The organism is Micromonospora sp. NPDC005686, assembly GCF_042871665.1.
Classification (GTDB): domain Bacteria; phylum Actinomycetota; class Actinomycetes; order Mycobacteriales; family Micromonosporaceae; genus Micromonospora.
This window is the reverse complement of record NZ_JBIAIY010000002.1, coordinates 414,168-437,307: the sequence shown is the minus strand read 5'-3', so window position 1 is coordinate 437,307 and position 23,140 is coordinate 414,168. Positions and strand designations below refer to the sequence as shown.

Sequence of the window (23,140 nt, the reverse complement as noted above, 5' to 3'; positions counted from 1 at the left end):
ACCTGGGTTGCGGCGGGGAACACTGACACTCACGGTGCCGCGTCCTGAAGCTCGGAGGTGGACGGGTCGGCCGCGTGGCCCGTCAGGGCCAGGAACGTCTCTTCCAGACTGGGCTGGCCGAGGGACAGATCGGCGACGCCCACCCCGGCGTCCGCGAGTCGGGTCATGGCCTGCCCGACCAGGCGGCCGACCTCCGTCGCGGCGGCCGTGCCGGTCAGCACGACGGACAGGGCCAGGGGGTCGGCGTCGAGCCGGACCGTCCCGGCGACGGTGTCGGCGAGGATCCGTTGCGCCTGCGGGCGCTGCTCGCCGTCGACGAGCCGCAGCCGCAGAGTGCCGGAGCCGACCCGCGACTTCAGTTGGGCGCTCGTGCCCTCGGCCACGATCCGGCCGTGGTCGATGACCGCCAGTTGCCCGGCGAGCTGGTCGGCCTCTTCCAGGTATTGCGTGGTGAGCAGGACCGTGGTGCCCACCGCGGCGATCCGCCGGACCAGATCCCACACCTGGTTCCGGCTGTGTGGGTCCAGGCCGGTGGTCGGCTCGTCGAGGAACAGCAGGTCCGGAGTCACGATCAGGCTCGCCCCGATGTCGAGCCGACGACGCATCCCGCCCGAGTAGACGCCCACCGGACGGCCGGCCGAGCCGGTCAGGTCGAACGCGGCGAGCAGCTCGTCGGCGCGCTGTCGACTGGCCGACCGGGACAGTCCGTGGAGCCGGCCGAGGATCTGCAGGTTCTCGTACCCGGTCAGGTCTTCGTCCAGGGAGGCGAACTGGCCGGTCACCGCGACCCGGGCCCGGATGGCGTCCGCCTGCGTCGTGACGTCGTGACCGAGGACGCGGGCGGTGCCACCGTCCGGCCGGGCCAGTGTCGTCAGGATGCGGATGATGGTGGTCTTGCCGGCCCCGTTGGGGCCGAGGAGCCCGAATACCTGGCCACGGCCGATCGTGAGGTCGATTCCGTCCAGCGCCCGCTTTTCCCCATAGACCTTGGTCAGGCCGCGTGTCTCGACCACCGAAAGACTTTCATCTGCGCCATTCCGGGACATGCCTCCAACCCTATCCATTCGAGCCGTGCGAGGAAACTGTCCAGCCGAGATCCGCCCGCCGGGCCTGATCGGCCGTCGGCGATGACATTTCCGCTGCGAGCAGGAGTCGGGCGGCGGCGAAGGCGGCGGGGAGTACGTCCCGGTCGGATGGTGAGAATAGGGGTTACCCCTACCGAACCGGCTGCCTCATCATGAACACGAACCTTCTCCGATGCCCGCAGGTTCGGCGCGTTCCGGCCGGCCGAGTGCCGCGTCCGGTTCCCCGGCCGCCCCGCCCGGAAGGAATTCACATGACCATCGAGAGCAGGCCGAACACAATTCTCCTCGGGTGCCCGACGGCGAACTTTCCGGAAACCGCCCAGATACGTTCCACTGCCGACTCCGAGCAGATCGTCAAAGTGCTCAACGGCAACCGGTACGAGCACTTCCGGCGCACGCCCGAGGTCATCCAGCACCGATTGGGCGACCTTTCCGTGTTCACCTGGACCGGCAGCACCTACGTGGCCGAGTGACCGGACCGCCTCCGCAGCGAAGCACCGGCCCACCCGCCGGCCTTCTCACGGTGACCACGACCGTCGGCGTTCGTGGTCACCGGCACCGCCGCGCCGTCACCTCCCCTCAGTCACCGCCCTCGGGCCGCCGGCCGTCGATGATCGCGAACAGCTCGTCATCGGTGGCGGATTCGAGGACCACCTGCGCCGTCTCGCGCCCCGGCTGATTCCCGGGGTACGCCTCGTGCCACCGGTCCAGCAGTGCCTGGAGTCGCCGGTTGATCGCGTCCCGCTGGTCCTCCGCCGGGCCGCTGCGTAGGAGCGCCTTCTCCAGACGCTCGATCTCGTCGAGCACCGGTTCCGGACGGGGTGCCGCCTCGGCGGTGAGCGTCAGTCGTAGGTGGTCGGCGAGTTCGGCCGGGCTGGGATGATCGAAGACCAGCGTCGCCGGGAACCGGCAACCGGTCGCGTTGCCGAGCCTGTTGCGCAGGTCCACGGCCGTGAGCGAGTCGAAACCGAAGTCGCGGAACGGGCTGGTCGGGTCCAGCGCCTCCGGGTCACCTCCGCCCAGCGCCGCGGCGGCGTGCGACCGGACCAGATGGAGCAGGAACTCCTGCTGCTCGCTGTCGTTCAGCGAGGCCAGCTGCCGGGCCAGGCCGGCGGCGGGGTCCGCCGACGTCAGCCTCGGCTGGAGCGGCGTGTTCACCAGCCCTCGCCACAGCGACGGTAGCGAGCCGTCGCGGGCCAGGGACCGCAGCCGGTCGGCGCGAACGGCGGATGCCAGTAGTACGGGCTCGGCGGAACTACGCGCGGCGTCGAAGAGGGCCAGCCCTTGTTCGGTCGTCAGCGGAACGAGATAGCCGGAGATGCGCGCGCGATGCGAGCCGGTGATGTCGGCTGTCAACTCGCTGGTCTCCGCCCAGAGGCCCCACGCGATGGAGGTCGCCGGCAGGCCGGCGGCCCGGCGTCGACTGGCGAACGCGTCGAGGAAGACGTTCGCGGCGGCGTAGTTCCCCTGCCCCGGCGCACCGGTCAGCCCCGCGCCCGAGGAGAAGAGCACGAACTCGGTGAGGTCGGCGTCCGCCGTGAGTTCGTGCAGGTGCAGGGCGGCGTCGACCTTGGGCCGCATGACCGTCTCGATGGCGTGCGGGGTGAGCGAGGGCAGGACGCCGTCGTCGAGGGCTCCCGCGGCGTGCACCACGGCGGTCAGCGGATGCTCCGCCGGCACCGAGGCAAGCGCCCGGGCCAGGTCCGCCCGGTCCGCCACGTCGCAGGCCACGATCGTCGCCCGGGCGCCCGACTCGGCCAGCTCCGCGCCGAGCGCCTCGGCGCCGGGCGCGTCGGGGCCGCGCCGGCTGAGCAGCAGGAAATGCTTCGCGCCCTGCTTCGCGAGGTGACGCGCCACCAGGCCGCCGAGTGTCCCGGTGCCGCCGGTGACGAGCACCGTCCCCTCGGGATCCGGACGCCGCGGAACGGTCAGCACGATCTTGCCGACGTGTCGCGCCTGGCTCATGAAGCGGAACGCGGCCACCGCGTCGCGTACGTCCCAGGTGGTCAGCGGCGGCAACTCGAGCGCACCGGCGCGGAACAGGTCGAGGATCTCGGCCAGCATCTCCTTGATCCGGTCCGGTCCCGCCTCGCGCAGGTCGAACGCCCGGTAGTCGCGCCCCGGGTGCGTGGCGGCGACCTCCGCGCGTTCGCGGATGTCGGTCTTCCCCATCTCGACGAAGTGCCCGCCCGGCCGCAGCAGCCGCAGCGACGCGTCCACGAAGTCACCGGCCAGCGAGTTCAGCACCACGTCGACGCCCTGCCCGGCCGTCACCTCGGCGAACTGCCGTTCGAAGTCCAGGTTCCGGCTCGACGCGATGTGCGCGCCGTCCAGACCGGCCGACCTCAGCACCGGCCACTTGGGTTCGCCCGCGGTCGCGAACACGTCGGCCCCGCGGTGCCGGGCCAGCTGGATCGCCGCCGAACCGACCCCGCCGGCGCCGGCGTGCACCAGCACGGACTGCCCGGCGCGCAGGCCGGCCAGGTCGAACAGCCCGTAGTACGCGGTGAGGAAGGCCACCGGCACCGACGCGGCCTGCTCGAACGACCATCCCTCGGGCATCCTGGCGAGGAGCCGGTGGTCGGTCACCGCGACCGGGCTGAACGCGTCGGTCCAGAAGCCCAGGACCCGGTCGCCGGCCACCAGGTCCGGCACGTCGCTTCCGACGGCGGTGACGATCCCGGCGCCCTCGCTGCCCAGGTCGGTCTCACCGGGCACCATGCCGAGGGCGGTGACGACGTCACGGAAGTTGAGGCCGGCCGCGCGCACGGCCACCCGTACCTCCAGCGGGCCGAGCGGACCGGCCGGTGGCTGGTGTTCCGCCAGCGTCAGGCCCTCCAGGGTCCGGGCGTCGGTGAGCGCCAGGCGCCACGCGCCCGCCCCGGCCGGCGGCAGCAGACCGTCACCCCCCTCGACGTGGGCCAGCCGCGGCGCCAGCAGCTCACCGGCGCGCACCGCGAGCTGAGGTTCGTCGCAGGCCGCCAACGCCGCCCAGATCTCACCGGAGCCGGCGTCGTCCCGGCCGGTGCCGTCGTCGACCAGCAGGAACCTGCCGGGATGCTCCGTCTGCGCCGTACGCACCAGCCCCCAGACGGCGGCCGAGGCCGGGTTCACGTCGGCCCGCCCGGTCGGAGTCGAGACGGCACCCCGGGTCCTGACGATCAGGCGCTCGACACCCAGGTCGTCCGCCAGCCACTCCTGCAGCACCGCCAGCGCGGCCACGGTGACCGCCCGGACGTGGGCGGCGGGATCAGGGGCCCCGACGGGCTCGGGGACGGTCCACACCACCAGGTCCGGCGCGGTCCTGCCGTCCGCGACCGCCGAACGGAGCCCGGCCAGGTCGGGGTACCCGTCGACGATCGCCCCGCGGTCGCCGAGCCGATCGGCGAGGGCCGTCCCGTCCGGACCGAGCATCGCCCATCGCAGCGCTGCCGGCTCGGTCCCGGGCCGGGTCACCGGCGCCCAGGCGAGCCGGAACAGCGAGTCCCGCAGCGCCCCCGCAGCGGCACGCGGATGCCCGCTCGACGCCGGTCGCACGACGACGGTGCCCACCGACACGGCGGGACGCCCGTCGAGGTCGGCGGCCGTCAACGCCACCCGGTCGGGGCCGATCCGCCGTACCCTGACCCGCAGGTCCGTCACGCCGGTCGTCAGCAGGGCCACCTTGCTGAACACGAACGGCAGCAGGATCTCCGCGCTCTCCGCGCCCGCCTCCGCGACGAGCAGGCCCGCCGCCTGCGCGGCCGCGTCCAGCAGGGCGGGGTGAATGCCGAACGACGCGTCCTCCCCGCGCTGCTGGGCCGGCAGGCCGACCTCGGCGAAGATGTCGTCGCCGCGCCGCCAGGCCCGGCGTATCCCTCGGAAGGCCGGCCCGAAGCCGTACCCGCGCTCCGCGAACTCCGCGTAGATCCGATCCGAGGGCACCGCCTCCCCGCCGACCGGCGGCCAGTGCGCCAGGTCGCCGAAGTCCTCGGTGTCGGGCGAACCGGCCAGCTCGCCGGCCGCGTGGGGGGTCCACTCGCCGTCGAGGGAGCCCTCCTCCGCCCGGGAGTACACGGTCACCGGGCGCTTGCCCGTCTGGTCCGGCGCGCCGGCCACCACCTGCACCTGGACGGCGCCCTCCGGCGGAATCACCAGCGGAGCCTCCAGGGTCAGCTCCTCGATCCCAGGGCAGCCGGTCTCCGCCGCCGCCCGCAGCGCGAACTCCACGAACGCCGTGCCGGGAAGCAGCGCCTGGCCCTCGACCCGGTGGTCGGCGAGCCACCGGTGGGCCTGCAACGAGACGCGGCCGGACAGCACCACGGCACCGTCGCCCGCGACGTCCACCGCGGCACCGAGCATCGGATGCTCGCTCGCCCGCAGCCCGACCCGACCGAGGACGTCCCGGGACGGCACCACCGGGTCCTGCCAGTAGCGCCGCCGCTGGAAGGCGTACGACGGAAGGCGGACGCCGGCGTCGCCGGGCGGGCCGAGCACCTTCTCCCAGGCGACCGGCACGCCGGTGACGTAAGCCTGGGCGACCGAGGCGACGAAGTCGTCCCCGTCGCCACGATCCCGGTGCAGCGTTCCGACGACGACCGCCGAGGCGTCCGCGGCAGCGATCGTCTCCTCCAGTCCGACGGTCAGCACCGGATGTGGGCTCACCTCGACGAACAGCCCGTACCCGCGGTCGAGCAGACTCCGCGTGGCCGTGTCGAGGCGTACCGGCTGCCGGAGGTTGCGGTACCAGTAGTCGGCGTCGAGTTCGGCGGTGTCCAGTTGGCCGCCGGTCACTGTCGAATAGAACGGGATCCGGGACGGGCCGGCGGTGACGTCCTTCAACTGCGCCAGCAGGTCGTCGCGGATCCGCTCGACGTGCGGCGAGTGCGACGCGTAGTCGACCGGAAGGCGGCGTGCCCGCACCTCGGAGTTCTCATGTTCCGCCACCAGTTCGGCCACCGCGTCGGTGTCGCCCGACACCACCACCGATCCGGGGCCGTTCACGACGGCGACGGCCAGCCGACCCTCCCACCGGCGCAGCCGGGCCTCGGCCTCCTCGGGCCCCAGCGCCAGCGACGCCATCGCCCCGCGCCCGGACAGCGCGCCCAGGGCGCGGCTGCGCAGCGCCACCACCCGCGCGGCGTCCCGCAGCGACAGTCCACCCGACACGCAGGCGGCCGCGATCTCACCCTGCGAGTGCCCGACGACCGCGGCGGGCACGATGCCCACGTGCTGCCACAGGGCGGCCAGCGACACCATGACCGCGAAGAGCGTCGGCTGGACGACGTCCACCCGGTCCAGATCCGGGGCACCGGGTGCGGCACGGAGCACGTCGTGCACCGACCAGCCGGTGAACGGCGCCAGCGCCCTGTCGCATTCGGCGAGCCGGTCGCGGAACACCGGTGCCGCGAGCAGACCGAGCGCCATCCCCGCCCACTGGGATCCCTGCCCCGGGAAGACCAGCACCGCCTCACCCGTCCGCACCCGTGCCGTGCCCTGGACCAGCCCCGGCGCGGGCTGCTCCGCGACCAGCGCGTGCAGCCCGGCTACCAGGTCGCCGCGGGTGGCGCCGAGCACCACCGCCCGGTGCGACAGTGCCGAGCGTCGGACCAGCGCGTCGGCGACGGCCCGGGCCTCCAGGTCCGGCCGGTCCGCCACGAACTGCGCCAGCCGCGCGGCCTGCCCGCGGAGGCCGTCCGCGCCTCGCCCGGACAGCACCCAGGACACAGTCGTGGCGCCGAACGTCTCGTCGCCGGCCCGGGGCCCGGTCGGCGGCTGCTCCGGCTCCGGCGCCTGTTCGAGGATCAGGTGCGCGTTCGTGCCGCTGATGCCGAAGGAGGACACGCCGGCCCGCCGCGGCCGCCCGGCCTCGGGCCACGGCACCGCCTCGGTGGCCAGCCGCACCGCGCCCGACGACCAGTCCACGTGCTCGCTCGGCTCGTCCGCGTGCAGGGTGGCCGGCACGAGCCCGTGCCGCATCGCCAGGACCATCTTCATCACGCTCGCAGCGCCGGCGGCCGCCTGGGTGTGGCCGATGTTCGACTTCACCGAACCCAGCAGCAACGGTCGGCCCGCCTCGCCGCGACCCTGGCCGTAGGTCGCCAGCAGCGCCTGCGCCTCGATCGGGTCGCCCAGCGACGTGCCGGTGCCGTGCGCGTCCACCACGTCCACGTCCGACGCCGTCAGGCCGGCCCGCTTCAGGGCCGCCCGGATCACCCGCCGCTGCGAGGGGCCGTTCGGCGCGGTCAGCCCGCTCGACGCGCCGTCCTGGTTCGTGGCCGAGCCCCGGATGACGGCGAGCACCGGGTGTCCGTTGCGCCGGGCGTCCGACAGGGTCTCGACGAGGAGCAGGCCCACGCCCTCGGCGAACCCGAACCCGTCCGCCCCCGACCCGAACGCCTTGGAGCGCCCGTCGGGCGCCAGCGCACGCATCCGGCTGAACTCGACGAAGACCTTCGGGCTCGACATCACCGACACGCCGCCGGCCACCGCCATCGTGCACTCACCCGAGCGCACCGCCTGGCCGGCCAGGTGCAGCGCCACCAGCGACGAGGAACATGCCGTGTCGACGGTCACGGCCGGGCCCTCCAGCCCGAAGACGTACGCCAGCCGCCCCGACACCACGCTCGGCGTGGTGCCGGTGACGACGTAACCCTCGACGCCCTGCGGATAGTCCGACGGGCCGGCGCCGACGAAGACACCGGTGCGGCTGCCCTTCAGGCCCGCCGGGTCGACACCGGCGTTCTCGAACAACTCCCAACACGTCTCCAACAACAGACGCTGACGCGGATCCATCGCCAACGCCTCACGCGGAGAGATCCCGAAGAACCCCGCATCGAAATCCCCCACCGAACCCAGAAACCCACCCGCACGCACATACGACGTCCCCGAACGATCCGGATCCGGATGAAACAACGACCCCAGATCCCACCCACGATCCTCCGGAAAGCCGCCCACCGCGTCCCGGCCCTCCACCAACAACCGCCACAACCCCTCCGGAGACACCACACCCCCCGGATAACGACACGCCATCCCCACGATCGCCACCGGCTCGCCGAGCTTCGCCTCCAACTCGTCGTTGCGCAGGCGGAGCCGGCGGATCTCCTTGACCGATTCCCGCAGCGCGCCGGTCACCTGTTCGATCGATGCACTCATCTGAGCCCTCACTCCCGGGTGCTGTGCACGGCGCGGATCAGTTCGTCCAGGTCCATGTCGTCCACCGCGTCGACGTCGTCGGCATCGGCTCGGTCGGCGGCAGGGTCAGTCGTCTGCTCCGTCTCGTCCGCCGGGAAGAGCTGCTCGTGCAGCCAGCGTCCGAGTTCGGCGGGTGTCGGGCAGTCGAAGATGAGCGTCGCGGGCAGCCGGAGCCCGCTGGCCGCGGCGAGCCGGTTACGCAGTTCGACGGCCGTCAGCGAGTCGAAGCCCACGTCGAGGAAGCCACGATCGGCGTCCAGCGCGGTCAGCGAGGCGTGGCCCAGGACCGCGGCGGCGTGCTTCCTGACCACGTTCAGGAGCGCCTGGGCCCGCTCGCTCGGCCCCATCCCCGCGAGCTGGTCGGCGAGCCCGGCGGAGGTCCCGGTCTCGGTCGCGGCGTGCGCCGGCCGGCCGCGTGGCACGAGCCGGCGCATCACCGCGGGCAGTGACCCCTCGTCGGCCTGGACGCGAAGCGCGCCGCGGTCGAGCCGCGCGGCCACGACCAGCGGCTGCCCCGACTCGACGCCCTCGTCGAGCAACGCGAGGGCCACGGGCACGGGCATGGCCTGCGCACCGGCCCGGGCCAGGCGCTCCCGGCCACGCTCGTCGAGCGTGCCGGTCATCCCGCTGTCCGGTGCCCACAGGCCCCAGGCCATCGAGGTGCCGGCCTGGCCGCGGGCCCGCCGGGCCGCCGCCAGCGAATCGAGGAACACGTTCGCGGCGGCGTAGTTGGCCTGCCCGGGATTGCCTGTCACTCCGGCGGCCGACGAGAACATGACGAACATCCCGAGGTCGAGGTCCCGGGTCAGTTCGTCGAGGTACGCGGCGGCAGCGATCTTCGGTCGCAGGACCGCCTCCAGCCGCTGCCCGGTCAGGGAGGTGAACACCACGTCGTCCAGCACGCCCGCGAGATGCACCACGGCCGTGAGCGGACGATCCTCCGGGATGTCGGCCAGCAGTCGTGCCACCGCGTCGCGGTCGGCGACGTCGCAGGCGGCGACCCGTACGTCCACGCCCGACGCGGTGAGCTCGCTGATCAACTGCTCGGCGCCCGCCGCGGCGGCGCCCTGACGGCTGGCCAGGACGAGGCTGCGCATTCCCCAGGTGCCGGCCAGGTGCCCGGCCACCAGCCCGCCCAGCGTCCCGGTGCCGCCGGTGATCAGGACCGTGCCCTCGGGGTCGGGAACGGGCGGGATGGTGAGGACCAGCTTTCCGACGTGCCGGGCCTGCGCCATGAAGCGGAACGCCTCCGGCGCGTCGCGGACGTCCCAGCTCCGGGTGGGCAGCGGCGTCAGGGTTCCGTCGCGCAGCAGCCCGACGACGTCGTCGAGCATCGACCGCATCAGCTCCGGGCTCGCGTCCCGCACCAGGTCCAACTGCCGGTAGACGACCCCCGGGTACGTGTCGGCGACCCGCTCCGGGTCACGCACGTCGGTCTTGCCCAGCTCGACGAAGTACCCGCCCTTGGCCACCAGGCGAAGCGACGCGTCGACGAGCTCGCCGGTGAGCGAGTTGAGGACGACGTCGACTCCGGCGTCGCCGGTGGCCTCGCGCATCCGGTCGGCGAAACTCGCGTCGCGTGACGAGCCGATGTGGTCGTCGTCCAGGCCCAGCCGCCGGAGGACGTCGTGCTTTGCCGGGCTGGCCGTGGCGAACACCTCGGCACCCAGGTTGCGGGCGATCTGGACGGCCGCCATACCGACGCCGCCGGTCGCCGCGTGCACGAGGACCCGCTGGCCGGCGCCCAGCCCGACCGTCTCGACCAGGGCGAAGTAGGCGGTCAGGAACACGGAGGGGATCGAGGCCGCCTCCTCGTAGGACCAGTCGTCCGGGATCGGGACGAGCCAACGGTGGTCGGTCACCGCCTCGGTGGCGAAGGCCCGGGGAATCATCCCCGTCACCCGGTCGCCGGGCTTGAGCCCCGCGACGTCGGGACCGACGGCCTGGACGACGCCGGCGCCCTCGCCGCCGATGAAGTCACCGCCGCCGGGGGACATCCCGAGCGACACCATGACGTCGCGGAAGCTGACACCGGCCGCCCGCAGCCGCACCCGCACCTGACCGGACGCCGGCGGCGTCGCGGTGTCGGGGCACGGCTGGAGGGACATGGCGTCGAGCACCCCGGACCGATCCGGTACGAGCCGCCACCGGCCGCCGGGCGGCGCGGTCAGCCCGTGCCGGGCCGAGGGCAGGGGCTCCATCTGGGGAATCAGCACCGCGCCACGCCGTACCGCGATCTGTTGCTCGTCGCCGGCCAGCGCCGCCGCGAGCGCGGGCACGCCGTCCGGCCCGTCCACGTCGGCCAGCACGATCCGATCCGGATTCTCGGTCTGCGCCGAGCGGAGCAGACCCCACACCGGCGCCGCGGCGAGGTCGGGCACCTCCCCGGCCACACCGGCCGGGACCGCCGACCGGGTCACCACGACCAGGCGGGCGTCCGCCGTCCGCCGGTCGGCCAGCCATGCCTGCACATCGGTGAGCACCGCGCCGGCCAGGTCGAAGGCCGCCTCGGGCAACCGGGCGCCCGCCGGCGCAGCGGCGGGCAGCACCACGGTACGGGGACACTCCGCGCCGCCGGCCACCCCAGCGAGCAGGGCGGCCAGATCGGGATGGCGATCGGTGGTGATACCGGACGCGAGCAGCCCTACCGCCAGGCCGAGGGGATCCGGGCCGAGCAGTGCCCAACGCTGCGCGACCGGCCGTCCGGGATCGGGAAGCTCGGCCCAGTTCACGGCGAACAGGGACCGGTCGGCCGGGTCCGCAGCCGGGGTGAGCTGACCGGCCGGCACCGGCCGGGAGACCAGCCGCTCGATCGCCAGGACGGGAACGCCCGTCTCGTCGGCAGCGGTGATCCGGACCGTGTCGGGGGCGATCGGCGAGACGCGTACCCGTAGGTCCCGCGCGCCGGGCGCGAACAGCGACACGCCGGTCAGGCTGAACGGCAGCCGGACCGTCCCGCGGTCAACGCCGCCCGGTCCGCCGGCCGGACTGAACAGCATCGCCTGCAGCGCCGCGTCGAGCAGGGCCGGGTGCACGCCGTACCGGTCCGCCTCGTCGCGGACCCCGGCGGGCAGCGACACCTCCGCGTACACGTCGTCGCCGTGCCGCCACGCCCGCCGCAGCCCGCGGAACGCCGGCCCGTAGCCGTAGCCGCCCTCCGCCTCCGCCGCCGCGTAGAAGGACTCCGGGTCCGTCGGCACCGGCTCCGCGCCGGGCGGGGGCCAGGTGACCATCCGGTCCGCGACGGGCGGCCCGGCGGCGGCCAGGACCACCGACGCGTGACGTGTCCAGCCGGCCGGCTCACCGTCGCCGGCCTCGGGTCGCGTGTAGACGGCGAGTGGCCGGTGTCCCGCGTCGTCGGGCGCTCCCACCACCAGCTGGATGCTCACCGCGTCCTCACCCGTCAGGATCAGCGGCGTCTCCAGCGTCAGTTCCTCGATCCGGGGACGGTGCGCCTCCCGGCCGGCCCGCAGGGCCAGTTCGGCGAACCCGGCCGCGGGCAGCAGGCACACCCCGTTCACCCCGTGGTCGGCCAGCCAGGGCCGGGTACGGACCGACAGCCGCCCGGTGAAGACCAGGCCGGAGCTGTCGGCGAGTTCCACGGCGGCGCCGAGCAGCGGATGGTCCGGGGCCGTCACCCCCAGGGCCGCCGGGTCCACGGCGGTCGGCTGCTGATCCCGCCAGTAACGCTGCCGGTCGAAGGCGTAGTTCGGCAACGCCACCCGCGCACCTCCGGGGATCAGCGCGGCCCAGTCCAGGTCCGCGCCGTTCACCCAGGCCTCGGCCAGCGAGGTGGCGAAGCGGGTCGGGCCGCCCTCCTGACGCCGCAGCGAGCCCACCGTCACCGGCTCGGCCGTACCGTCGACCGACGCGGCGGTGTCCAGCACCGCGCCGGTCAGCACCGCGTGCGGGCTCGCCTCGACGAACATGGTGAAGCCGTTGTCGAGCAGCTTCCGGACGGCGCGCGCGAACCGCACGGGTTCCCGCAGGTTCCGGTACCAGTACTCGGCGTCCAGCGTGCTGGTGTCCAGCGGCTCCCCGGTCACCGCCGAGTAGAACGGCACGCGGGCGCGCTGATGCGTCATTCCGGCCAGTTCGGCCAGCAGCTCGTCGCGCATCGGCTCGACCTGCGGCGAATGGGACGCGTAGCTGACCTCGATCCGCCGGATCCTGAGCCCGCGCCGTTCACACTCGGCGGTCAGGCCGTCCAAGGCGTCGATGTCGCCCGCCACGACGACCTGCGCGGGGCTGTTCACCGTCGCGACGGTCACCCGTCCGTGCCACGGTTCGAGCAGTGCCGTGACCTGGTCCTCGTCGGCCTGCACCGACGCCATCCCGGCGGCGCCGGTCAACCGGGACAGCGCCGCCGACCGTACCGCCACCACCCTGGCGGCGTCGTCGAGCGACAGCACGCCCGCGACGTACGCGGCGGCGATCTCGCCCTGGGAGTGGCCGACCACGGCTGCCGGGTGCACGCCGTGGTGCTGCCACAGGCGGGCCAGCGACACCATCACCGCGAACAGGGCGGGCTGCACCACGTCGACCCGGTCCAGGGTGGGTGCGCCGTCCACCTGGCGGAGCACCTCGGTCAGCGACCAGTCGGTGTGTGGCGCGAGGGCCAGCTCGCACTCGCCGATGTACTCGGCGAACTCCGGGGAGGAGTCGAGCAGTTCCGCTGCCATGCCGGGCCACTGACCACCCTGCCCGGGGAAGACGAAGACGATACGCGGCTTGCGCTGCGCCGTGCCCTGGACCAGCCCCGGCCCCGGCTCGTCGACGGCGAGCCGGGTCAGCAGGTCGAGGTGGTCGTCCCGGTCCGAGCCGAGCACCACCGCCCGGTACGGCAGCATCGCCCGGGTGGTGGCGAGACTCCAGCCGACGTCGCGCGGACGCAGACCCGGGTCGCCCTCCAGCAGCCGGCGCAGTCTCGTGGCCTGCCGGCGCAGCGAGGCCGGGGAGGACGCCGACACCGGCAACGGCACCGCGGCCGCGTCAGTGGCGAACGCCGCAGCCGCGTCGGTGGTGATGGGAGCGGGTGTCGCGTCCACCACCGGATCCGGATCGTCGGCCGGCGCCTGTTCGAGAATGATGTGGGTGTTCGTACCGCTCATGCCGAAGGCGGACACACCGGCCCGACGGGGGCGGCCCGTCTCCGGCCACGGCACCGCCTCGGTCACCAGCCGCACCGCACCCGACGACCAGTCCACGTGCTCACTCGGCTCGTCCACGTGCAGGGTGGCCGGCACCAACCCGTGCCGCATCGCCAGGACCATCTTCATCACACCCGCCGCACCGGCGGCCGCCTGGGTGTGGCCGATGTTCGACTTCACCGACCCCAGCAGCGCCGGCCGGTCGGCGGTACGCCCCTGCCCATAGGTCTCCAGCAGCGCCTGCGCCTCGATCGGGTCGCCCAGCGAGGTGCCTGTCCCGTGCGCCTCGATCACGTCGACGTCCGACGCCGTCAGGCCGGCCCGCGCCAGTGCCGACTGGATCACCCGCCGTTGAGAGGGACCGTTCGGCGCGGTCAGCCCGTTCGAGGCGCCGTCCTGGTTGACCGCGGAGCTGCGGATCACCGCCAGCACCTGGTGGCCGTTGCGCTTGGCCTCGCTGAGCCGCTCCACCAGGAACAGCGCGACGCCCTCGGCCAGGCTCATCCCGTCGGCGCCGGCGGCGAACGCCTTGCACCGCCCGTCGGGGGCCAGTGCGCCCAGCCGGCTGAACTCGATCAGCTCCTTCGGGCTGGCCATCACCGCCGCGCCGCCGGCCACCGCCATCGTGCACTCACCCGAGCGCAGCGCCTGGCCGGCCAGGTGCAGCGCCACCAACGACGACGAGCACGCGGCGTCGATCGTCATCGCCGCGCCCTCCAGGCCGAAGACGTACGCCAGCCGCCCGGACATCACGCTGCCGGTGCTCCCCGTCGCGGCGTAGCCCTCGGCCCACTCCGGCACCTGCGCCGACGCCGTCACGTAGTCAGTGGGGTTGGCGCCGACGAACACCGCCGTGCGGCTGCCCTTCAGGCTTCCCGGGTCGACACCGGCGTTCTCGAACAACTCCCAACACGTCTCCAACAACAGACGCTGACGCGGATCCATCGCCAACGCCTCACGCGGAGAGATCCCGAAGAACCCCGCATCGAAATCCCCCACCGAACCCAGAAACCCACCCGCACGCACATACGACGTCCCCGAACGATCCGGATCCGGATGAAACAACGACCCCAGATCCCACCCACGATCCTCCGGAAGACCGCCCACCGCGTCCCGGCCCTCCACCAACAACCGCCACAACCCCTCCGGAGACACCACACCCCCCGGATAACGACACGCCATCCCCACGATCGCCACCGGCTCGCCCTCGTCAGCCGGCGTCTCCACCGGCTCGGCGGCCGGCGCGGTGAGTTCACCGAGGGCCAGTTCGAGCAGATGGTCGGCGACGGCCGCGGCGTTGGGATAGTCGAACGCGACGGACGCGGACAGGCGCATCCCGGTGGCCGCGTTCAGCCTGGTGCGGAACTCGACGGCGGTGACGGAGTCGGAGCCCATGTCGGTGAAGGCACGGTCGGGGTCGACGTCGGCGGCGCGCGCGTACCCGAGGACAGCCGCCGCCTCGGTCCGGACGAGGTCGAGCACCACCCAGGCGCGTTCCGACTCGGCCACGCCGGCCAGCAGCCGGCCGAGGGCGCTGCCCGAGTCCACGCCCTGCCCGTCGGCACCGGCGGCGGCCCGCACCTCCGGCAACTCGTCGAGCAACGGCCGCGGGCGGGCCGCCGTGAACAGGGCGGCGAACCGGTCCCACTCCGCGTCGGCGACCACCACTGAGGTGTCGTCGCGGTCGAGGACCTGACGCAGGGCCCGCAGCGCCTGCTCCGGGTCGAGCAGCGGCAGGCCCTGCCGCTCCGACTGGCTCGCGAGCAGTTCGAGCATCGCCGGGTCGTCGTCCGGCTCGCCGAACGGGTTCCAGACACCCCAGGCCACGCAGGTAGCCGCCAGGCCCCTGGCCCGGCGCCGCACGGCGAGCGCCTCCAGGTGGGCGTCGGCGGCGGCGAAGACGCCGTGGTCGGCCGCGCCCCAGACACCCGCGACGGACGAGTAGAGGACGAAGGACTCCACCGTGTCCGCGCAGTCCTCACCCAGCAACTCGTCCAGCACCTGCGCCCCGGTCACCTTGGCGTGCAGCGCGGTGGCCAACTGGGCCGGCGTCGTCTCGGACAGCGGGTCGCGTTCGGGGACGACGGCCGTGTGGACGACGGTGCGCACCGGCCGTCCCGCGGACCGGGCCGACCGCAACACGGCGGCCATCGCCTCGCGGTCGGTCACGTCGCAGGCCGTCAGCGTCACCGACGCGCCGGAGCGCACCAGCTCCGCCTCGAGGTCGGCGGCGCCCGGCGCGTACCGGCCCCGCCGGCCGACGAGGATGATGTGCGGCGCGCCGCAGGCCGCGAACCAGCGGGCCAGGCGCCGGCCCAGCCGGCCGGTGCCGCCCGTGATCAGCACGCTGTCGTGCGGTCGCCAGGGCCGGTCCACGGGCAGGTCGGCCACGGGGTCGTGCACCAGGCGCCGCAGGTACGCGCCACCGTCCCGCAACGCCACCTGGTCCTCCGCGCCCAGGCCGCCGCCGATCACCGTGCCCAGCCACCGGAGCGCGTCCGCACCGGGCTCGGCGGGCAGGTCGATCAGCCCACCCCAGCGTTGCGGAGACTCCAGACCCGCCACCCGCCCCATGCCCCACACCTGGGCCTGTACGGGCGACACCGGGTCGTCCCCGTCCACCTGGACCGCGCCGCTGGTGAGCAGCCACAGCGGAATGTCGGCGCCCACGTCGCCGAGCGCCTGCACGAGCGCCAGGGTGACGGAGGTGCCAGCGGGCACGTCGGGGAGATCCCGGTGCGGGCGTTCGTCCATCGCCAGCAGCGACAGCACACCGGCCGCGTCCGCGACGCCCTCACTCCGCAACAGCTCGGCGGCCCGGTCCCGGCCGTCGACGGCGGGGTCCAGCGTCAGCCGGCGTACCTCCGCGCCCCGCGCGGAGACGGCTGCCTCGACGACCCGGGCGTGGTCGCGGCCGGGGCCGGTGTGGGGGGCCAGGACCAGCCAGGTTCCCCCCAGCGACGGCGCCGCGGGCTCGGTGGCGGGGCGCCAGTCGATGCGATAGCGCCAGGCGTCGAGTTCGTGGCCGGCCAGATCCGGCAGGACGGTCGGCTCCGGCTCGTGCCCGGCGAGGACCGACGGCCAGGTGACGTCGGCACCGTGTACGTAGGCCTCGGCGAGGGAGACGAGCAGACGTCCGGTGCCGCCGTCGTTCCTGCGCAGCGTGCCCAGGGCCCGCGCACGGCGGCCCGTCTCCTCGATCGTCTCCTCGACCGCCGGGACGAGCACCGGGTGCGGGCTCGACTCGATGAGCAGGTCGTGACCGTCCTGGAGCAGGGCGCGGACCGCCTCGTCGAACCGCACCCGCCGGCGGAGGTTGAAGTACCAGTAGTCCGGACCGAGTTCGCCGCCGTCCAGCAACCCGCCGGTGGCCGAGGAGTAGAACGGCACCTGCCCGGCGCGCGGCCTGATCCCGGCGAGGACGTGTCCGAGCCGGTCGCGGATCTGCTCCACGTGCGGCGAGTGCGAGGCGTAGTCGACGTCGACCCGCCGGAACCGGTGGCCGGCGCGCTCGCAGACGGCCGCCAGCTCGTCCAGCGCGTCGAGGTCACCCGCCACCACCACGCTGGCGGGGCCGTTGATCGCGGCGATCGACAGTCGGTCGGCGAAGCGGTCCAGCAGGCCGACGGCCACGTCCACGCCGACCGCGATCGAGGCCATGCCGCCCTGGCCGGACAGCTGGGACAGTTCCGCGCTGCGCAACGCCACCACCCGGGCCGCGTCGCGCAGCGACAGCGCACCGGCGACGTACGCGGCGGCGATCTCGCCCTGCGAGTGGCCCACCACGGCGGCCGGCGCGACCCCGTGGGAGCGCCAGAGGTCGGCCAGCGAGACCATCACGGCGAACAGCGTCGGCTGGACGACGTCGACCCGGTCCAGCGGCGCGGCACCCGGTTCGCCGCCGATCACCGCGCTGAGCGACCAGTCGGTGAACTCGGCCAGCGCCTCCCCGCACGCGCGCATCCGCTCGGCGAAGACGGGCTCGGCCGCCATCAGCTCGGCGGCCATGCCCTGCCACTGTGCGCCCTGCCCCGGGAACACCAGCGCGGTCCTCGGGTCGTCCCCGACCGTGCCCTGGATCAGGTTCGCCGCCGTCCGGCCCTCCACGAGGGCGGTCAGTCCCTCGTCGGCGCCCCCGGTGTCGCCGGCCAGCACGACGGCGCGGTGTCCGGCCGGGCCCGGCACGGCGGCGAGGGCGGACGCGACGTCCGGGAGGCCGGGTTCCGGGACGCGCCTCGCGAGGTCGCGCAGCGCGACGGCACGGGCCCGCAGTCCCGTGACGCTGGCGGCCGACAGCGTCAACGGCACCGCCGGCTGGTCGCCGGCCGGCTCCGGGGCCTCGCGATACCAGTGCCGGGTGTGCTGCCACGGATAGGCGGGCAGGCTGACCGGCCGGCGCGAGAACCCGGCCGGCGCGGCGGCGGCGCCGCTCACGAAGAGTTCGGCGGCGGTGCCGGTGAACCGCTCGGGCAGGTCGGCGGCGTCGGTCTCCACCCCGAACCGGCCGGCCAGTTCCTCGGGCAGGTCCCGCGGCAGGATGTCGAGGAGAACGTCCACGCCCGCGGCCGTGAGGTCGTCGCCGAGGCTCCGCGAGGCTTCGGCGTCGGCCCGACCGGATGCGCGAGCGGCCAGGTCCTCGGCCGTCTCGGCGGGCGCGGCGCCGTCCGCCGAAGACTCCGGTACGTGGCCGGGCCGCAGCACGACACCGGACGCCTGCCCGGCGGCCACGCGCAGCGCGTCGTCGAGGTCCAGGCGGCGAGCCGCCCAGGCGGCGCCCACGTGGCCCGGCCCCTCGCCGATCACCACCTCCGGTGCCAGCCCGACGGAGGCCCACAGCCGTGCCGCCGCGACGTGGTGGCACAGCAGGTAGGCAGCCGGGAGATCGGACGGCGGCTCGCCGAACGGGTCGACCGTCGCGCCGGTCAGGACGGTGAGGCGCTCGGCGCACGAGCGCGCCGTGTCGGCGTACTCCGGTATCTCGGCCAGCAGGTCGCGGAGGGCGGCGGCCGGTGGTTCGGCGCGGTACCAGAACGCCACGGTGCGCACCGTGCCGTCGGGTACCTGCCCGGTCCGTACGGCCGGCGTGTGGTCGCCCCGCGCCGCCGCCTCCAGGGCCGCCGTGACGGCCGCGGCGTCCCGGCCGACGACGGCGAGCCGGTTGCCCAGCCACGTACGGCGGTACGCGGCGGTGAAGACGACGTCGTCCAGATCGGCGGGCGCGTGCCGCAGCCGGGCGGCGAGGCGTCCGGCGGCCCGGCGAAGGGCCGGTTCCGCCGCCGCGGTGACCATCAGCACGTAGGGCGCCCAGCGGGGCGCGGCCGCCGCCGGCTCCGGGAGTTCCGGTGGCTGTTCGACGACCACGTGGGCGTTGCTGCCGCTGAACCCGAACGCGCTGACGCCCGCCCGGCGCGGGTGGTCCCGCTGCGGCCAGCGCCGCCGCTCGGTCACCACCGAGACCGGGATCCGCTCCCAGTCGATGTGCGTCGACGGCCGGTTCAACGGATGCGGCGGAAGCTCACCGTGGTGCAGCGCGAGGATCACCTTGAGCAGCCCGGCGACGCCGGCCGCCGCCTCCAGGTGCCCGATGCGGGCCTTGACGGCGCCGATCAGCAGTGATTCGTCCGCCGTCCGCCCGGGGCCCAGCGCCTCGGCCAGGGCGCGCACCTCGATCGGGTCGCCGAGGGGGGTGCCGGTGCCGTGGGCCTCGACGTAGTCGACCTCGTGCGGCGCCCACCCCGCCGCCTCGACCGCCCGCCTGATCACGGCGACCTGCGCGGAGGCGTTGGGCACGGTCATGCCGCCGGTGGCGCCGTCCTGGTTGACAGCGGTGCCGCGGATCGTCGCGTAGACGCGGTCACCGTCGCGCTTCGCGGCGGCGAGCGGCTTGAGGACGAGGGCCACCGCGCCCTCGCCCCGGCCGTAACCGTCGGCCGCGTCGTCGAAGGTCTTGCACTGCCCGTCCGGGGCCAGGGCGCCGGCGCCCGACATGGAGACCGACACCGTCGGGGCGACGATCACGTTGGCCCCGCCCACGACGGCGATCTCGCAGTCCCCCTGCCGCAGCCCTTGACACGCCAGGTGGACGGCGGTGAGCGACGACGAGCACGCGGTGTCGACGGCGATGCTGGGGCCGCTCAAGGCGAGGAAGTACGACAGCCGGCCCACCGCCCCGGCGAAGGTCGTACCGGTCCCGAAGAAGTGGTCCACGTCGGCCATGTCCCGGGTCAGCAACTGCTGGTAGTCCGCCGTGTTCAGGCCGCAGTAGACGCCGACGGCCCGCCCCTCCAGCGCGGCGACGGGCTGCCCGGCGTCCTCGATCGCCTCCCAGGCGACCTCCAGGAGCAGGCGCTGCTGGGGATCGAGCGACCTGGCCTCACGCGGGGAGACGCGGAAGAACTCCGCGTCGAACCCCTCCACCGCGTCGAGGAATCCGCCCCGCAGCGGAACGTCGGGGGCGGCCTCGGCCCAGGCCGGGTCCGCCCGCCGGGCGGCCGGCATGTCGCGGACCGCGTTGCGGCCCTCGGTCAGCAGCGTCCAGTACTGCTCCGGGGAGTTCGCGCCGGGCAGCCGGCAGGCCAGCCCGATCACCGCCACGGCGTCGTCCGCCGGCTCGCTGCCGACGGCCCGGCCGGACCGGCCGTCCGGCAGGGTCACCTGCTCCCGGCCGTCGGCGTCCGGTGCGGCCTGCGCCAGGAACGCGGCGAGCGCCTCGATCGTCGGCTTCTCGAAGATGAGCGTCGTGGGCAGTTCGAGGCCGAACTCGGCCGCCAGCCGGTCCCGCAGCTCAAGCGCGGTGAGCGAGTCCAGCCCCTGGTCGAACAGGCCGCGACGCCGCGCCAGCGGCTGGCCGTCGGAGAGGCCGAGGACCGCCGCGACGTGCTTCTCGACCCGCCCCAGCGGCCCTCGGTCCACCGGCCGCCTGCGGGTGGCGACGGCCTCCCCCGCCGGATCGTCGAGCGGGCTCGGGCGTACCCGGGCGGCGGGCGCCTCCGCCGGGCCGCGCCCCTGCTCGCCGACCTCGATCCCGGGCAGCCAGTGCCGGTCACCGCCCCAGGAGGGCACCGGCAGGGTCCGGTACCGGCCCGGCGTCCCGGTGATGCTCGCCCAGTCCACGTCGACGCCGTCGACGTGCAGCCGCGCGACCGTCTTGTACAGCGCCAGCAGCCCGGGCTCACCACGTCGCAGGGTGGCCACCACCGGCCCCCGGCGCTGCCGGTGCCGGACGGCGTCCGCCAACGGGCGGGTCAGCGTCGGGTGCGGGCCGATCTCGACCAGGGCCCGGTCGCCCTGGGCGAGCAGCCGGTCGACAGCGGGCCACAGCAGCACCGGGTCGGTGAGGTTCCGCGCCCAGTATCCGGCGTCGAAGCGGACGTCCGGCTCGTCCGGCAGCACGCTGGAGATCAGCCGCACCGTGGGTTCGGCGGTGGTCAGGCCGGCCAGCGCGGCCCGCAGCCGGGGACCGCACTCGGCCACCACCGGGCTGTGGAAGGCGTAGTCGCCGGAGAGCCGCTTGCACCGCAGACCGCGCTCCTCGAGCAGCGCGGCCGCGGCGGCGATGGCGTCGCCGGGTCCGCTCAGCACGACCGCCGCCGGTCCGTTGACCGTGGCGACCACCACCGGCAGCCCGGTGTCGGCCAGCGGCTGGAGGACCGTCTCCGGGTCCGAGCGAACGGCGAGCATGGCGCCCCGGCCGGCCGTCTCCTGGAGGATCAGCCCACGCCGGACGGCCAGCCGCACCGCGTCGGCACGGGAGAGCACGCCCGCGGCGTGCGCCGCGGCGATCTCGCCGACGCTGTGTCCGACCACCGCCTCGGGCCGTACGCCGCAGTCGGCCAGCCAGCTCGTCACCGCCGTCTGCACGGCCATGAGGGCGGGCTGGGCGACGTCGGTGCGGGCAAGCCGGTCGAGCCCGGCGTCGGCGCGTAGTTCGTCGATGAGCGACCACGACGCGTCGCGCCGGATCAACGCGTCGCACTCGTCGAGCACCGCGCGCACCGTGGGCGAGACTTCGTACAGGTCGACCGCCATGCCCGCCCACTGCGCGCCCTGGCCGGAGTACACGAACACCGGGTCGGGGGCGGCATCGGGATCGACGTCGCCGACGTAGGTGCCGTCCGGCACCTCCTCGAACTCACCGAGGGCCGCCACCAGTTCGTCAGGTCCCGCCGCGACGGCGGCGAACCGGTGCCGCTCGTGTGTGCGCCGCGTGGCGGCGGAGGCGACGAGGTCGCCCAGTCCGCCCGAGGCGTCGACCACCCGTTCCCGCATCGCGGCGACCTGGCCGGCCAGGTGGTGCTCGTGGAAGGAGGAGGCCAGCAGCACATGCGGACCCACCGGCCGGTCGTCCTCGTGCGGGACGTCGGCAGACTCGACACCCTCCATGATCAGGTGAAGGTTGGTGCCGCTGAGCCCCGAGGAGCTGACCCCGACGCGGACCGGACGGCCCAGCGCGGTGAGGTCGACCGCGCCGGTGGGCACCGCCAGCGTGCCGGAGTCCCAGGCGACCGCCGAGGTGAGCCGGCCGGGATCGGGCTGGGCGGGCACCTCCCGCGCGTTGACGACCCACAGGCCCTTGAGGAGACCGGCGATGCCGGCGGCGCTGTCGGTGTGCCCGAACACCGCCTTGTTCGAGCCCACGTAGAGCGGTGGGAGGTGCGGACCGCGTCCGCTGCCGTACACCTGGTCCAGCGCCATGAGCTCGACCTGGTCGCCGAGCGGGGTTCCGGTGCCGTGGGCCTCCACGTAGTCGACGTCCGACGGGCCGATCGCCGCGGTGTCGAGCGCCGAGCGGAGCAGCTCGGTCTGGGCGAGACCGTTCGGGGCGGTGATGCCGAGGCTGCGGCCGTCGTGATTGGCGGCGGACCCCCGGATGACCGCGTAGATCCGGTCCCCGTCGACGAGGGCGTCGGACAGGCGCTTGAGAACGACGACACCGCACCCGTCGCCACGCAGGATGCCGTCGGCGTCCGCCGCGAACGGCCGGCACCGCCCGGTCGGCGAGATCGCACCGATGCGGCCCATGAAGACGCTCAGCTCGGGCGTGATCATGAGGCTGACGCCACCGGCGAGGGCGACGTCGCTCTCCCCGGACCGCAGGCTCTGCGCGGCGAGGTGCACGGCGAGCATGGAGGAGGAGCAGGCGGTGGTCACCGAGGCCATGGGCCCGCGCAAGTCGAAGGTGTACGCCAGGCGGCCCGCCACGAAACTGAGTTCGGTTCCGCTGCCGTAGTGCGGCCCGATGCCCCTGACTCCGAGCGTCTTGGTGTGCAGCGTCGCGTAGTCGTGGGTGAACACCCCGAAGTACGCCCCGGTGCGGGTGCCCGCCCACGCCTGCGCGGGCCGCCCGGAGTCGGCCATGGCCTCCCAGGCCACCTCGAGCATCAGCCTCTGCTGCGGGTCCATCGCGCCGGCCTCGCGCGCGGAGATCCCGAAATAGGAGGCGTCGAACCGGTCGATGTCGTCGAGGAAGGCGCCGACGCGGCCGGCCGTGTCCGCGCCGGCGTCGGCCGGGTTCCAGCGGGTCGCCGGCACGTCCTGGAAGACAGGGGTGGCGGACCGGAGCACCGCCCCGAACGAGGACAGGTCGCGGACGCCACCGGGAAATCGGCAGCCCACACCGACGACGGCGATCGGCGAATCGTGCGCGGTTCTCGACGACCGTTCAGCCATCACAGAAGACCCTTCCCTACACTGACTTTCCGCTGTCCCGCACCGGTTTCACGACGGCACGGG

4 protein-coding genes are annotated in these 23,140 nt (G+C 74.3%); 1 reads left to right on the top strand and 3 read right to left on the bottom strand.

What is annotated here, in order from left to right; genetic code table 11:
* Positions 1-29 precede the first annotated feature (29 nt).
* Positions 30-1,064, bottom strand: coding sequence for an ATP-binding cassette domain-containing protein (locus ACFYON_RS05925; protein ID WP_387187623.1), 1,035 nt, complete (start codon positions 1,062-1,064; stop codon positions 30-32).
* Between the two features lie 272 nt (positions 1,065-1,336).
* Between ACFYON_RS05925 and ACFYON_RS05920 the strand changes: the two genes are divergently transcribed.
* Positions 1,337-1,558 carry a DUF5988 family protein gene (locus ACFYON_RS05920; RefSeq protein ID WP_354874914.1) on the top strand — a complete coding sequence of 74 codons (222 nt, stop codon included), beginning with the start codon at positions 1,337-1,339 and terminating at the stop codon, positions 1,556-1,558.
* 106 nt (positions 1,559-1,664) lie between these two features.
* Here the strand turns inward: ACFYON_RS05920 and ACFYON_RS05915 are convergent, their stop codons facing one another.
* Both ACFYON_RS05915 and ACFYON_RS05910 read right to left on the bottom strand, forming a co-directional pair.
* Positions 1,665-8,198: an SDR family NAD(P)-dependent oxidoreductase gene (locus ACFYON_RS05915; RefSeq protein ID WP_387320658.1), complete on the bottom strand. Its 6,534-nt coding sequence runs from the start codon at positions 8,196-8,198 to the stop codon at positions 1,665-1,667.
* Between the two features lie 29 nt (positions 8,199-8,227).
* Positions 8,228-23,077 carry an SDR family NAD(P)-dependent oxidoreductase gene (locus ACFYON_RS05910; protein WP_387188798.1) on the bottom strand — a complete coding sequence of 4,950 codons (14,850 nt, stop codon included), beginning with the start codon at positions 23,075-23,077 and terminating at the stop codon, positions 8,228-8,230.
* Positions 23,078-23,140 lie beyond the last annotated feature (63 nt).

Bases quoted from the DNA above. Each gene is read 5' to 3' on its own strand.
- ACFYON_RS05925 (WP_387187623.1), bottom strand. From the start codon at position 1,064: ATGGATAGGGTTGGAGGCATGTCCCGGAATGGCGCAGATGAAAGTCTT.
- ACFYON_RS05920 (WP_354874914.1), top strand. From the start codon at position 1,337: ATGACCATCGAGAGCAGGCCGAACACAATTCTCCTCGGGTGCCCGACG.
- ACFYON_RS05910 (WP_387188798.1), bottom strand. From the start codon at position 23,077: ATGGCTGAACGGTCGTCGAGAACCGCGCACGATTCGCCGATCGCCGTC.